This window comes from Mesorhizobium sp. 113-1-2 (assembly GCF_016756475.1).
Taxonomy (GTDB): Bacteria; Pseudomonadota; Alphaproteobacteria; order Rhizobiales; family Rhizobiaceae; genus Mesorhizobium; species Mesorhizobium loti_C.
The window spans coordinates 46,145-59,651 of sequence record NZ_AP023242.1 but is presented as its reverse complement, the minus strand read 5'-3'; the positions used below and the strand labels follow the sequence as shown (position 1 = coordinate 59,651).

The 13,507-nt window shown below is 63.9% G+C and carries 12 protein-coding genes; 9 read left to right on the top strand and 3 right to left on the bottom strand.

Going from position 1 to position 13,507, the window contains the following annotated elements; translation table 11 throughout:
• Nucleotides 1–86 precede the first annotated feature (86 nt).
• The 8 genes from recR (at nucleotide 87) to JN279_RS00240 (ending at nucleotide 8,028) form a co-directional block, all read left to right on the top strand.
• On the top strand, nucleotides 87–692 hold the full coding sequence (recR, locus tag JN279_RS00275) for a recombination mediator RecR (RefSeq protein WP_096453266.1): 606 nt from the start codon (nucleotides 87–89) through the stop codon (nucleotides 690–692).
• A gap of 194 nt (nucleotides 693–886) precedes the next feature.
• Nucleotides 887–2,164 (top strand): lytic murein transglycosylase, encoded by a 1,278-nt coding sequence (locus tag JN279_RS00270; protein WP_202351716.1) that lies wholly within the window; start codon nucleotides 887–889, stop codon nucleotides 2,162–2,164.
• Nucleotides 2,165–2,425: 261 nt separating this feature from the next.
• Nucleotides 2,426–4,069 (top strand): ABC transporter substrate-binding protein, encoded by a 1,644-nt coding sequence (locus tag JN279_RS00265; RefSeq protein WP_202351715.1) that lies wholly within the window; start codon nucleotides 2,426–2,428, stop codon nucleotides 4,067–4,069.
• Nucleotides 4,070–4,087: 18 nt separating this feature from the next.
• A complete protein-coding gene (locus JN279_RS00260) occupies nucleotides 4,088–5,149 on the top strand; it encodes an ABC transporter permease (protein ID WP_096453272.1) in 1,062 nt (353 codons plus the stop codon).
• The gene (gene nikC / locus JN279_RS00255; protein WP_202351714.1) at nucleotides 5,146–6,066 is read left to right on the top strand and encodes a nickel transporter permease; all 921 of its coding nucleotides are present in this window, start codon (nucleotides 5,146–5,148) and stop codon (nucleotides 6,064–6,066) included. Before JN279_RS00260 ends, nikC begins: the two co-directional genes overlap by 4 nt.
• A gap of 10 nt (nucleotides 6,067–6,076) precedes the next feature.
• The gene (locus tag JN279_RS00250) at nucleotides 6,077–6,922 is read left to right on the top strand and encodes an ABC transporter ATP-binding protein (protein WP_202351713.1); all 846 of its coding nucleotides are present in this window, start codon (nucleotides 6,077–6,079) and stop codon (nucleotides 6,920–6,922) included.
• Nucleotides 6,919–7,668: an ABC transporter ATP-binding protein gene (locus tag JN279_RS00245; RefSeq protein ID WP_202351712.1), complete on the top strand. Its 750-nt coding sequence runs from the start codon at nucleotides 6,919–6,921 to the stop codon at nucleotides 7,666–7,668. The genes JN279_RS00250 and JN279_RS00245 overlap by 4 nt, the downstream gene beginning before the upstream one ends.
• Nucleotides 7,669–7,713: 45 nt before the next feature.
• Nucleotides 7,714–8,028: a hypothetical protein gene (locus JN279_RS00240; RefSeq protein ID WP_202351711.1), complete on the top strand. Its 315-nt coding sequence runs from the start codon at nucleotides 7,714–7,716 to the stop codon at nucleotides 8,026–8,028.
• 12 nt (nucleotides 8,029–8,040) lie between these two features.
• Here JN279_RS00240 and JN279_RS00235 read toward each other — a convergent pair whose 3' ends face one another.
• The 3 genes from JN279_RS00235 to JN279_RS00225 are packed head-to-tail and all read right to left on the bottom strand — an operon-like array spanning nucleotide 8,041 to nucleotide 13,243.
• Nucleotides 8,041–11,139 carry an efflux RND transporter permease subunit gene (locus JN279_RS00235; protein WP_274608634.1) on the bottom strand — a complete coding sequence of 1,033 codons (3,099 nt, stop codon included), beginning with the start codon at nucleotides 11,137–11,139 and terminating at the stop codon, nucleotides 8,041–8,043.
• Nucleotides 11,139–12,215, bottom strand: a complete 1,077-nt coding sequence (locus tag JN279_RS00230; protein WP_202351710.1) for an efflux RND transporter periplasmic adaptor subunit — start codon at nucleotides 12,213–12,215, stop codon at nucleotides 11,139–11,141. Before JN279_RS00230 ends, JN279_RS00235 begins: the two co-directional genes overlap by 1 nt.
• On the bottom strand, nucleotides 12,212–13,243 hold the full coding sequence (locus tag JN279_RS00225) for an efflux RND transporter periplasmic adaptor subunit (protein ID WP_446720447.1): 1,032 nt from the start codon (nucleotides 13,241–13,243) through the stop codon (nucleotides 12,212–12,214). The genes JN279_RS00230 and JN279_RS00225 overlap by 4 nt, the downstream gene beginning before the upstream one ends.
• Between JN279_RS00225 and JN279_RS38100 the strand changes: the two genes are divergently transcribed.
• Entirely contained in the window at nucleotides 13,194–13,409 is a 216-nt protein-coding gene (locus JN279_RS38100) for a hypothetical protein (protein WP_244734344.1), read from the top strand. The two genes, JN279_RS00225 and JN279_RS38100, sit on opposite strands and share 50 nt — an antisense overlap.
• Nucleotides 13,410–13,507 lie beyond the last annotated feature (98 nt).

The window sequence follows — 13,507 nt, the reverse complement described above, 5'->3', positions numbered from 1 at the left end:
TATCGCCAAGCTTCGCATGGCAGCATGATGGATCGTGCTGGACGGGAACTGTTCCAAAGCGCTCTGAAAAATCCTAGATCAGGGCGATGTCCAAGCGAATCGCCGGTCCCGAGATCGAACGCCTGATCCAGCTGCTCGCCAAAGTGCCAGGGCTTGGCCCCCGTTCGGCCAGGCGCGCCGCCCTTCATCTGATCAAGAAGAAGGAACAGCTGCTGTCGCCGCTCGCCGCCGCCATGGGCGAGGCAGCCGACAAGGTGCGTATCTGCACGACCTGCGGCAATGTCGATACATCCGACCCCTGCATGATCTGCACCGACCCGCGCCGCGACGCTACCACCCTTATCGTCGTCGAGGACGTTTCCGATCTCTGGGCGCTGGAGCGGGCGGCGGCGATGAACGTACGCTATCATGTGCTCGGCGGCACGCTGTCGCCGCTCGACGGCATCGGCCCCGACCAGCTCAACATCCGCTCGCTGGTCGACCGCGTCGCCGGCGGCGAGGTCAAGGAGATCATCATCGCCGTCAACGCCACGGTCGAAGGCCAGACCACCGCGCATTATCTCACTGACCAGCTGTCGGGCTTCGACATCAAGGTGACAAGGCTGGCGCACGGCGTGCCGGTCGGCGGTGAGCTCGATTATCTTGACGAGGGCACGCTCGCCGCCGCGCTACGCTCGCGGACGGCGTTTTGACAACGTTGCGGGAAAGGATGCGGATCATGATTGCTGCGCGTCCTTCCAGGCTGGTGCCAGGCACCCCCCTCTGTCCTGCCGGACATCTCCCCCTCAAGGGGGGAGATTGGCAGTTTCGCGCTTGGCATTTTTTCTTGAGCGGTGGTGGTTGGCGAAAGCAGAGACAACAGTCGATCTCCCCCCTTGAGGGGGAGATGTCCGGCAGGACAGAGGGGGGCGACACAGAACGCGGCATTCGCCAGTTTTGTCTTGTATTCTTCCTGGCTGCTCTCGCCTTCCTTGTCTTTTCTGCCCCTGCCTCCGCCGCCAAGATCGACGACCAGTTCCGCGCCTGGCTGCAGGATGACCTCTGGCCGCAAGCCAAGGCCAAAGGCATCTCCAAACAGACTTTCGATGCCGCCTTCGACGGCATAAAACCCAATCTGAAGCTGCCCGACCTTGTCATGCCCGGCGAGAAGCCCAAGACGCCGCAGAAGCAGCATCAGGCCGAGTTCGGCTCGCCCGGCGCCTATTTCGCCGAGAAGACGGTTCGTGCGGTGACATCGGGCGGACGCGCGCGCGAAGCCACCAACGCCAAGACGCTGGCCGCGATCGAAAAACGCTACGGCGTGCCTGGCGAAATCCTTCTGGCGATCTGGGGCCGGGAGACCGGTTTCGGCGCGGCGAAGATGCCTTACGATGCCTTCGAGGTTCTCGGCACCAAGGCGTTCATGTCGACCAAGAAGGATTTCTTCCGCACTGAGTTGCTTGCCGCGCTGGAAATCGTTCAACGCGGCCTGGCCCCGGTCGGCGCGATGAAATCGTCCTGGGCCGGTGCACTCGGCCAGCCGCAATTCATGCCGACCTCTTTCCTCAAGCATGCCGTGGATTTCGACGGCGATGGCCGTGTCGACATCTGGAACTCGACGCCCGACGTGCTCGCCTCGATCGCCAACTATCTCGTCCATTATGGCTGGGTGAGGGGACGCGGCTGGGGGTTCGAGGTGACCGTTCCCGAGAGCGTTTCCTGCTCGCTGGAAGGCCCCGATCAAGGCAAGAAGATATCTGAATGGGCGGCAATGGGCATCAAGCGCGTTGGCGGAAAGCCGTTTCCGCCGAGCGAGTTGAAGGCGGAAGGCTTTCTGCTGATGCCGGCCGGCCGTAGCGGGCCGGCTTTCATCGCCACCCCCAATTTCTACGTGCTGAAGGAGTACAACACCAGCGACCTCTACGCGCTGTTCATCGGCCATGGTGCGGACCGCATTGGGCATGGCGACCAGACTTTTTCCGGCAACTGGGGACCGGTCGGCGATCTCCACCGTTCCGACATTGCCGGCTTGCAACGGACGCTGGAAGCCAAGGGCTATGATGTCGGCAGCGCCGACGGCCTGCCCGGCTTCAAGACGCGCCGCTCGATCGGCAAATGGCAGGTCAAGAACGGCCAGGCCGCGACCTGCTTTCCCGACGCCGGCCTGGTCGCCGCGCTGAAATAGCGCCGAAATTAGTAGATTTTTCCTTTTCCACGGCCTCGATTGGCCGGCCTGTTCGTCGACGTGCTGCCCGCCATTCTGGTCCAATGGGCCGTCGTATAAATGCTCGTTGCCGGCCACGAGGCCGCCGGATATGGTGTTGACCAACTGGACAAAAACCGCAACGGTAAGGGGTCGGAGGGCCGTCCTTAGGCCCCGAAAAGAGTTCTACAATCCTGAGCCGGGAACTCAGGTCAACAAACAACAAAACAGGGAACAATCACCATGATGATGGAAAAGTTTGCTCTACGCTCGCGCATCCTGCTTGCGGGTGCCGCCATGTCCGCGCTGCTTCTGGCCGGAGCGCCGGCGGGTGCGGTCACGCCCGCCGACACGCTGGTCGAAGGCTTCGCGATCGACGACATCATCTCCATGGATCCGGGCGAGGCGTTCGAGCTGTCGACCGCCGAAGTCACCGGCAACACCTATGATCTACTTGTCCGCCTCGACCTCAGCGATACCTCCAAGGTCAAGCCGGATCTCGCCGCGAGCTGGACCGTTTCTGATGACGGCCTGACCTATACATTCAAGCTCAAGCCGGGCCTCAAATTCGCCTCGGGCAACCCGATCACCGCCGCCGATGTCGCCTATTCGTTCGAGCGCGCCGTCAAGCTGGACAAGAGCCCGGCCTTCATCATCGGTCAGTTCGGCATCAGCGGCGACAACGTCACCGAAAAGGCCAAGGCCGTCGACGACTCAACCTTCCAGTTCACTGTCGACAAGGCCTATGCGCCGAGCTTCGTGCTGAACTGCCTCTCGGCAACGGTCGCCTCGGTGGTCGACGCCAAACTGGTCAAGGAACACGTCGCGGCGGTGACGCCGAGCGCCGACTACAAATGGGACAATGACTTTGGCAACGCCTGGCTGAAGACCGGCTATGCCGGTTCCGGCGCCTACAAGCTGCGCGAATGGCGCGCCAACGAGGCGGTCGTCATGGAGCGCAACGACAATTATTACGGCGAGAAGGCCAAGCTCGCCCGCGTCATCTACCGCAACATGAAGGAAAGCTCGGCGCAGCGCCTGGCGCTCGAAGCCGGCGACATCGACGTTGCCCGCAACCTCGAGCCGAACGATCTCGACGCCATTGCCAAGAACGCGGATCTTACCACCACCAGCGCGCCGAAGGGCACGGTCTATTACATCAGCCTCAACCAGAAGAATCCGAACCTCGCCAAACCCGAGGTACGGCAAGCCTTCAAATATCTGGTCGACTACGATGCGCTGAGCACGACCATCCTCAAGGGCATCGGCGAGATCCACCAGTCCTTCCTGCCCAAGGGCGACCTCGGCGCTGTGGACGACAACCCGTTCAAGCTGGATGTCGCCAAGGCCAAGGAATTGCTGGCCAAGGCCGGCCTGCCCGACGGCTTCAGCGTCACCATGGACGTGCGAACGGGACAGCCGACGACAGGCATGGCGGAATCGATCCAGCAGACGCTGGGACAGGCCGGCATCAAGCTGGAGATCATTCCTGGGGACGGCAAGCAGACGCTGACCAAGTACCGCGCCCGCAACCACGACATCTATATCGGCAATTGGGGCCAGGACTATTTCGATCCCAACTCCAATGCCCAGACCTTTGCCTCGAACCCCGACAATTCGGATGCCGGCAAGTCCCACACGCTCGCTTGGCGCAACAGCTGGGACATTCCGGACCTGACCAAGGAAACGGAAGCGGCCCTGCTGGAGAAGGATTCTGGCAAACGTGCCGACATGTACAAGGACCTGCAGAAGAAGATCCTCGACACCAGCCCCTTCGTCATCATTCACCAGCAACTGGAAGTGGTTGGTCTGCGCAAGAACCTCAAGGGCCTCGTGCTTGGCCCGAGCTTCGACACCAATTTCGTCGGGTCGGTCTCGAAGGAGTAACGCCTACGGACGCGCCGCATGAGCGCGATTGAAAACGAGAGCGGGCGCGGTAGCGCCCGCGCCGTCGCCCTTGCATCGGCGATCGGCCGCTTCCTGGTCATCGCGGTCACGACCTATCTTGGTCTGCTCGCGGTCACCTTCTTCATTGGCCGGGTCATCCCGATCGATCCGGTGCTGGCCGTGCTCGGTGATCGCGCGCCTCTCAATGTCGTCGAACGCACGCGCCGCGAGATGGGGCTCGACCTGCCGCTGGTCGAGCAGTTCTACATCTATGTGAAGAATGCCCTCAGCGGCGATTTCGGCACGTCGGTGCTGACCACCAATCCGGTCATGACCGACATCCGCCGCGCGCTTCCGGCAACGACGGAACTGGCGACGCTGGGGACACTGATCGGCGCGCTGTTTGGCGTACCGCTTGGCGTGCTGGCCGCGGTCAAGCGCGGCAGCCTCATCGATCAGGTCGTGCGTGTCATCGGCCTGATCGGCTATTCCGTGCCGATCTTCTGGCTCGGCCTGCTCGGGCTTGTGCTGTTCTATGCCAAGCTGCAATGGGTGGCCTTCCCGGCACGGCTCGACGTCGTCTACGAATACACCTTCACGCCGATCACCGGCTTCTACCTTCTCGATTCGGCGATGCAGGGTCAGTGGGATGTCTTCTACGACGCCTTCCGGCATATCATCCTGCCGGCCTCGCTGCTCGGCTATTTCTCGCTCGCCTATATCAGCCGCATGACGCGCTCGTTCATGCTCAACGAATTGACGCAGGAATACATCGTCGCGGCGCGCGCCAAGGGCTTGTCGGAAGCCCGCATCATCTGGGGCCACGCGCTGCGCAACGCTGCCGTGCCGATGGTCACGGTGATCGCGCTTTCCTATGCCGGGCTGCTCGAAGGTTCGGTGCTGACGGAGACCGTTTTCTCCTGGCCGGGCATCGGCCTCTATATCACCAATTCGCTGCAGAACGCCGACATGAATGCCGTGCTCGGCGGCACCATCGTCATCGGCTCGGTGTTCATCGGCATCAATCTCCTGTCCGACCTGCTTTACCGTGTGCTCGATCCAAGGACGAAATCCGCATGAGCGCCGAGGCGATCCAGAGCCGTCGCGACTGGCTGCTCAGCGAGCGGCCGGCCTCGCGCATGCAGGCAAGACTCGGCCGCGCCTATGTCGCGTGGCGGCGTTTTTCCGCCAATCGGCTGGCCTTTGTCGGCCTGCTGATCATCATCGCCCTGCTGGTCATCGCGGCCCTCGCCGGCGTGCTGGCACCTTACTCGCCGACATTCGGCGATCTCAAGAATTCGCGGCTGCTGGCGCCGAGCGCCGAACACTGGTTCGGCACCGACGACCTCGGCCGCGATATCCTGTCGCGCATTCTCTACGGCTCGCGCTGGACGCTCTATGTCGTCATTCTGGTCGCCATCATCGCCGCCCCCATCGGCCTTCTGGTCGGCACCGTCGCCGGCTATGCCGGCGGCTGGACCGACGCGATCCTGATGCGCATCACCGACATCTTCCTTGCTTTCCCCAAACTGATCCTGGCGCTGGCGTTCGTCGCAGCGCTGGGTCCCGGCATCGAGAATGCGGTGCTGGCCATCGCCATCACCTCCTGGCCGCCTTATGCGCGAATTGCCCGGGCGGAAACGCTGACGGTGCGCAATTCCGATTACATCAAGGCCGTGCAATTGATGGGCGCCTCGCCCTTCCGCATCGTGCTGCGCCACATCATGCCGCTCTGCATCTCCTCGCTGATCGTCAGGGTGACGCTCGACATGGCCGGCATCATCCTGACCGCCGCCGGCCTCGGCTTTCTCGGCCTCGGCGCGCAGCCGCCGCTGCCGGAATGGGGCACCATGATCGCGTCGGGCCGCCGCTTCGTCCTCGACCAGTGGTGGGTGGCCGGCGCGCCGGGTTTTGCCATCCTCATCGTCAGCCTCGGCTTCAACCTGCTTGGCGACGGCCTGCGCGACGCGCTCGATCCCCGGAGTGGTGACCAATGAGCGGCGACCAATGAGCACGGAGACGAAGACACTTCTCGACGTCGACGATCTGCGCGTCACCTTCCCGACCCGCACCGGGCTGATCGAAGCGGTGCGCGGCGTCTCCTTTTCGCTTGGCCGCGAGCGCCTCGGCATCGTCGGCGAGTCCGGCTCGGGCAAGTCGCAGACCGGCCGCGCCATCATGGGCCTGACGCCACCGCAGGCCAGGATATCGGCCAACAAACTGGTCTTCGACGGCATCGACCTGCTCGGCATCTCGCCACGCGAACGCCGGGCGCTGCGGGGCAACCGCATCGCCATGATCCTGCAGGATCCGAAATATTCGCTCGACCCGGTGATGAGCATCGGCCGCCAGATCGTCGAAACACTGCGCACGCATGAGAAAGTCTCCAAGGCAGAGGCGCGCGAGCGCGCGCTGGCCATGCTGGAAGCCGTGCAGATCCGCGATCCCAAGCGTGTTTACGACCTGCATCCGCACGAAGTCTCCGGCGGCATGGGCCAGCGAGCGATGATCGCGATGATGCTGATCGCCGGGCCGGAGATGATGATCGCCGACGAGCCGACTTCGGCGCTCGACGTCACGGTGCAACTCGACGTGCTCGGCATCCTCGATAAATTGGTCAGCGATCGTGGCATGGGGCTGATTTTCATTTCGCATGATCTGCGTCTGGTCTCGTCCTTCTGCGATCGCGTCATCGTCATGTATGCCGGCAAGGTGGTCGAGCAGCTCAAGGCGTCGGAATTGGGCCAGGCCCAGCATCCCTACACGCGCGGCCTGCTCAACTGCATGCCCAGGATCGGCTTCGAGCGCCACCCACTGCCGGTGCTCGACCGCAAGCCGGAGTGGGCGGCATGACAGCTGCGATCACCGTTGACGGGCTGGAAGTGATCTTCGACCGGTTTCGCGCGCTGAAAGGCGTCAGCCTCGAAGTCAGGTCAGGTCAATCCTTCGGCTTGGTCGGCGAATCCGGTTCCGGCAAATCGACGCTGCTCAGGGCGATCGCCGGGCTGGCGCCAGTCGCATCGGGCAGCATCACCGTCAACGGCAAGAAGCTTGGCGCGCGCCGCGACAAGACCTTTTACCGCGAGGTGCAGATGGTCTTCCAGGACCCGTATGGCTCGCTGCATCCGCGCCAGACGGTCGACCGTCTGCTGCAGGAGCCGCTGGCCATCCATGGCTTTGCCGACGGCGAAAAGCGCATCCAGCAGGCGCTCGACGAGGTTGGCCTCGGCAACGGTTTCCGTTTCCGCTACTCGCACCAATTGTCGGGTGGCCAGCGCCAGCGCGTCGCCATTGCCCGCGCGTTGATCCTCGAACCCTCGATCCTGCTGCTCGACGAGCCGACCTCGGCGCTCGATGCCTCGGTGCAGGCGGAAGTGCTCAACCTGCTGGAAGAAGTCCGCCGGCGGCGCAAGCTGACCTTCCTGATGGTCAGCCACGACCTCGCCATCGTCACCCATATGTGCGAACGGCTGATGGTGATGCAAAGCGGCGAGGCGGTGGAGAACCTCACGGCGGCCCAACTTGTCGCGCACCGCGTGACAGAGGATTACACGCGCAATCTGTTGCGGGCCAGCGAGGGGTTTGTGAGGACAGCCTGAATTCGTTTCTTGCTCTGTGCAGAACAGTCGTCTTGGGGAATTCCCATGGAGAAATGGAAGTTTGCGGACCCACCCAACGTCGCGGTGTTTCTGGATAGGGGCATCATAACTCGCGGCGATTGGATTGCATACGTCTCGCATGACGATGACGACGGCAGTTGGCAATTCCACAACAGCGAAACTGGACCTGTTGACGAAGGCGACATAATGATCGTCAGCTTGCAAAACGTTGTGCAGCGAGATGAAAGCATCCTGGCGTTGGCCGATTTGCCGGAAGGCTGGCACGCCTGGCGCACTTCAAGATCGTCGCCGTGGCAGCGCGCCAGGTCGCGCCATGTACCCTCCAACGACAACGAATGACCCGTCAAAACCTTAAGCTGGATCTTGCACTGGCTCGCCATTCTCCGGAACGGGCGGTTCTTTTCTGCCCTTCGGCTCCTTGATTCTGAACCACGTCACATAAAGCGCCGGCAGGAACAAAAGCGTAATCGCGGTGCCGGCGATGATGCCGCCCATCATGGCGTAGGCCATCGGGCCCCAGAAGACTTCGCGCGCGATCGGGATGAGTGCCAGGCTCGCCGCGGCCGCGGTCAGCGCGATCGGCCGCATGCGGTGCTCGGTTGCCTCGATGACGGCCGCCCAGCGGTCCTTGCCCTCCCGGACGAGGTCCTCGATCTGCACGATCAGGATGACAGAGTTGCGGATCAGGATGCCGATCAGCGCCAGCACGCCGAGGATGGCGACGAAGCCGAGCGGCGCGCCGCTCGGCACCAGGGCCGCGACCACGCCGATCAGCCCGAGCGGCGCCACAGCCACGACCAGGAACAGCCGCTGGAAGCTCTGCAACTGGATCATCAGGATTGTGGCCATGACGAAAAGCATCAGTGGCACGACGGCCGCGATCGGTCCCTGGCTTTTGGCGCTTTCCTCGACCGAGCCGGCGGTCTCGACCGAATAGCCCGGCGGCAGCTTGGCGATGAAGGCATCGACCGACGGCTTCAGTTCGTTGACCACGGTCGCCGGCAGCACGTCACCGACCAGGCCGGCGCGCACGGTGATCGTCGGAATGCGGTCGCGCCGCCATACTGTCGGTTGCTCCAGCTCGTAGCGGAAATTGGCCACCGCCGCGAGCGGGATGGCCTCGCCGGTGCTGGTCGGCAGCTGCATGTTCTGCAGCGTGCCGATCGAGCCGCGTTCGGCATCGCGTGAGCGCGCCACGACATTGATGAGATAGGTGGCGTCGCGCACCTGGGTGATGGTGGCGCCGCCGACCGTGCTGTTCAGCGCGCTGGCGATATCGGAGGAGGTGATGCCGAGCTGGCGCGCCTTGTCCTGCAGCACGTCGACCCTCAGCACGCGTTGCGGCTCGTTCCAGTCGAAAGTGGGTGCCGCGAGCTTCGGATTGGCCGAGATCAGGCCGGCGAATTCCTGCGCCAGGCCGCGCACCGTCTGGATGTCGGGACCGCCGACGCGGTACTGCACCGGACGGCCGACCGGCGGTCCGAGTTCGAGCAATTTGACGAAGGCGTCGGTGCCGACGAACTCCTCGCGCAGCAGCTTCTCCAGCGCTGGCTTGACCCGGTTGCGGGCCTCAAGGCTCTTGGTGACGATCACGGTCTGGCCGAAATAGGGGTTGGCCGGCTGCACGTCATAGGCCAGCACGAAGCGCACCGCGCCCTGGCCGATATAGGACGAGAAATGGTCGATGTCGGGATTGCCGACCAGCGCCCGCTGCTCGAAGCGCTCCATCTGGTCGCGCGTCTCGGCGATCGAGGAATTCTGCGGCAGGTTCCAGTCGACGATCAGCTCGGGCCGATCGGAAGGCGGGAAGAACTGCTGCTGGACGAGGCCGAAGCCGGCGATCGAGGCAGCGAACAGAAGCACCGTGACGATGATGGTCAGCCAATGGCGGCGCACCGAGCCGACAAGCACGCTCCGGAACAGCGAGGTGAAGCGTCCCGGCTGGTCGTGGTGCTTCGCCTTCATTGTCGCCGGCAGGATGGTGACGCCGAGCAGTGGCGCGAACAGCACCGCCACGATCCATGACACCAAAAGCGACACGGCGATGACGACGAACAGCGTGAAGGTGTATTCGCCGGCGGCACTCGAGTTGAGGCCGATCGGGATGAAGCCGGCGACCGTCACCAGCGTGCCGGTCAGCATCGGGAAGGCGGTGGACGTGTAGACATAGGTTGCCGCCTTGCGCAGATTGTCGCCAACCTCCAGCCGCGCCACCATCATCTCGACCGCGATCATGGCGTCATCGACCAAAAGGCCGAGCGCGATGATCAGCGCGCCGAGTGAAATGCGCTGCAGCGAGATGCCGAGATAGGCCATGACGGTGAAGGTGATGGCCAGCACCAGCGGGATCGACAGCGCCACGACGAAGCCGGCGCGCATGCCGAGGCTGATGAACGACACCGCGAGCACGATGGCCACGGCCTCGAACAGCGCCCGCGTGAAGCCCGAGACGGCCTCCTCGACGATAACCGGCTGGTCGGCGACCAGATGCACGCCAACGCCGACCGGCAGGTCGGCCAGCACCTTGCTCATCTCCTCATGCAGCGCCTCGCCAAACTGCAGCAGATTGGCGTTGGGCTTCATGCCGATGGCAAGCCCGATCGCGTCCTGGCCATTGAAACGGAACAACGCGCTAGGCGGATCGGCATAGCCGCGTGTGATCGTCGCCACGTCGCTCAGCCGGAAGAAGCGGTCGTTGACGCGCAGGTTGATGGCACGCAGGCTGTCCTCGGAGGTGAACTGGCCGCCGACGCGCACGCTGATACGCTCAGGCCCGGACTGGATGACACCGGACGGCGTGATCGCGTTCTGCGCCTGCAGGCTTGCCACGATCGCTTGCTGGTTGAGGCCGAGCGCCGCGATCTGGCGGGTCGAGAATTCGAGATAGATGGCCTCGTCCTGCGCGCCGACCAGGTCGACCTTGCCGGCATTCGGCACGGTCAGGATCTTGGTGCGGACATCCTCGACATAGTCGCGCAATTGGCGCGGCGTCAGCCCGTCCGAGGTGAAGGCGTAGATGTTGCCGTAGACGTCGCCGAAGCGGTCGTTGAAGAACGGCCCCTGCACGCCTTGCGGAAACTGCGCCTTGATGTCGTTGACCATGTTGCGCACCTGAATCCAGTTCGGCACGACATCGCGCGCCTTGGTGGTGTCCTTCAGGTTGACGAAGATGACGGTCTGCCCAGCGGTGGTGACGGACTTGGTATAGTCGAGGCTGTCGAGCTCCTCGAGCTTCTTCTCGATGCGATCGGTGACCTGTTGCAATGTCTCCTTGACCGACGCGCCCGGCCAGTTGGCCTGGATGATCATCGTCTTGATGGTGAAGTTGGGGTCTTCCTCACGACCGAGATTGAGATAGGAGAAGATGCCGGCCACCACGAAGACCAGCATGAAATACCAGACCATGGAGCGGTGGCTGAGCGCCCAGTCGGACAGATTGAAGCCCTTCATCAGACGCCGCCCTCCGGCACTTTGACTTTCTGGCCTTCGCTCAGACTGTGGACGCCTGCGGTGACCACGCGCATGCCGGCTTCAAGCCCTTCGGCGACCGTGAAGGTTTCGCCATTCTTCGAGGCGACCTTGATGTCGCGTGCGCTCACGCTCGATGTCTGCGGATCGACGATCCACACCTTGTCGGAACCGTTCTTTTCCAGCAGCGCCGAGATGGGCAGTTCGATCGTCGGCACCACCTTGGCCATGCGGGTCGCCGTCACCGTTGAGCCGAGCCGGAAGGCCTGCGGCGGGTCGGTGAGCGCGAGCTTGACGCGCCGGGTGCGGGTCGAGCCCTCGGCCTGCGGTGCGATTTCGCGCAGCTTGGCCTCAGTCTCGATCGTCGGCAGCGATTGCAGGATGACCTGGAACGGCGTGCCGGCGGTGAGGTCGCCGATCAACTGATCGGGAATATCGACCACCGCTTCACGCAGATCCGACCGCGCCACGGTGACGACCGTCTGGCCGGCCGAGACCGTCTGTCCGACCTCGGCGCCGACTGCGGTGACGACGCCGTCGAAATCCGAAAACAGCCTGGCATAGCCAAGCTGTTCCTGCGATTTCGCCAACGCGGCCTTGGCCCGTTCGACGTTGGCTTCCGCTGCTTTGCGTGCCTGCTGCGCGGCATCGAAGACGGCCTGCGTGGTATTGGCCGAGGCGAGCAGCTGGCGCTGACGCTCCTCGCTGGCGGCGGCGTTGGCGAATTGTGCCTCGGCATTGGAGAGCTCGGCCGTGGCCGCTTGCACCGCCAGCTCCAGCGCGGTCGGGTCGAGCGCGGCGATCGTCGTGCCCTTGCTGACTATGTCGCCGACCTTGACGTCGCGCGAGACAACCCGGCCGAGCAGGCGGAAGGCAAGGTCGGCGCTGATCTGCGGCTCGATCGAGCCGGCAAAGCCGAAGGTCTGGGTCGTGCGCGGCTCGACCACGACCGACAGCACAGGCCGGATGATCTCCGGCGGCTTTTGATCCGATTTCGAACAGGCGGCGACCGCGCCAAGCGCGAACAGGCCAAGCAGGATCCGTGGCGGCCGGTTCATTGGCCCGCTCCCAATATCTCGACAGTCTGGCCGGGATTGAGCAACTGCCCGCCTGCGGTCACGACGCTTTGGCCTTCGTTCAGCCCGCCGGCGATGACGACCGTGCCCGAATCGTAGGCCAGCACCTCGACCGGCGTCGGCGTCACCGCCTTGGTCGAAGGATCGACGATCCAGACCGCCGGTTTGCCGGCGCTGGAGGTCAGCGCCTGCCAGGGCAACAGGATCGCCTTCGTCGGCTTGGCGCTGACCGAGCCGATGACGGCCGCCCCCAGCGGCATGCCGGCGGGCGTGTCGGCAATGCCGATCTTGACCCGGATCGAACCGGAAGCCTGGTCGACCGCCGGCGAGATTTCGCGCACCTTGCCTGTCGCCCGGACCTGCGGGTCGGACAACAGCGTGATCGTCACCGCCGGCGCTGGCGCCGTCTTGGCGACCAGCGTCTCCTGCACGTTGAACACCGCGTCGCGGTCGCCATCCTCGGCGATGGTGAAGACGGTTTGCGCCGCTTGCACCACCTGGCCGGTTTCGACCTGGCGGGCGGTGATGACGCCGGGCGCGCCGGCCTTGAGCTCGGTGAAGGACAGGTTTTGCTGGGCGTTGGCGAATGCGCTCTGTGCGGCATCGACGCTGCCTTGCGCCACTTTCAGCGCCTGGTCGGCGGCGTCATAGTCGCGCCTTGTGGTGAAACCCTGGGCAAGCAGCGTCTTCTGTCGCTCGAAGGCGGCGGCGGACTGGGTCAGCTGCGCCTGTGCCGCGTCAAGATCGGCCTGTGCCGAGCGCAGATCGGATTGTTGTTCCTGCGGATCGATGCGGGCAAGCACGGCACCCTTGTCGACGTGCTGGCCGACATCGACAAGCCGCTCGGCGACGCGGCCGCCGACCCGGAACGACAGATTGTTCAGCGTGCGCGCGGCGATCACCCCGGTCAGCGAGGTCCTCGGCGCATAGTCGGCGATGACCACCGTTTCGGTGCGCACCATGACCGGCAGTTTCTTGTCCGCCGCTTCCTGCTTCTGGCAACCGGCCAACAGCAAGACGGCTGCGCAGGCGCACGCGGAGGCGATCGGAAAAGACAAAAGGCTGGAGGTTTTGACGGATGGCGGCGAGACGGACGATGTCGCGTTCCTGCTCATGGGCTCCCCCAGCCGCCGGTCGCTCGCTGACAGCGATGCCTTGCGGATGTCAGGAGGATAATCGATCTCCGCAAAAAGGAAACCGGTCTCGTACGCGTATCGGATGACTGGTTAAGGAGGCACCGAGATCAGGCCCAATCGCCAACCGGTGGTGCCGAC

Bases quoted from the DNA above. Each gene is read 5' to 3' on its own strand.
- recR (WP_096453266.1), top strand. From the start codon at position 87: ATGTCCAAGCGAATCGCCGGTCCCGAGATCGAACGCCTGATCCAGCTG.
- JN279_RS00270 (WP_202351716.1), top strand. From the start codon at position 887: ATGTCCGGCAGGACAGAGGGGGGCGACACAGAACGCGGCATTCGCCAG.
- JN279_RS00265 (WP_202351715.1), top strand. From the start codon at position 2,426: ATGATGATGGAAAAGTTTGCTCTACGCTCGCGCATCCTGCTTGCGGGT.
- JN279_RS00260 (WP_096453272.1), top strand. From the start codon at position 4,088: ATGAGCGCGATTGAAAACGAGAGCGGGCGCGGTAGCGCCCGCGCCGTC.
- nikC (WP_202351714.1), top strand. From the start codon at position 5,146: ATGAGCGCCGAGGCGATCCAGAGCCGTCGCGACTGGCTGCTCAGCGAG.
- JN279_RS00250 (WP_202351713.1), top strand. From the start codon at position 6,077: ATGAGCACGGAGACGAAGACACTTCTCGACGTCGACGATCTGCGCGTC.
- JN279_RS00245 (WP_202351712.1), top strand. From the start codon at position 6,919: ATGACAGCTGCGATCACCGTTGACGGGCTGGAAGTGATCTTCGACCGG.
- JN279_RS00240 (WP_202351711.1), top strand. From the start codon at position 7,714: ATGGAGAAATGGAAGTTTGCGGACCCACCCAACGTCGCGGTGTTTCTG.
- JN279_RS00235 (WP_274608634.1), bottom strand. From the start codon at position 11,139: ATGAAGGGCTTCAATCTGTCCGACTGGGCGCTCAGCCACCGCTCCATG.
- JN279_RS00230 (WP_202351710.1), bottom strand. From the start codon at position 12,215: ATGAACCGGCCGCCACGGATCCTGCTTGGCCTGTTCGCGCTTGGCGCG.
- JN279_RS38100 (WP_244734344.1), top strand. From the start codon at position 13,194: ATGACCGGCAGTTTCTTGTCCGCCGCTTCCTGCTTCTGGCAACCGGCC.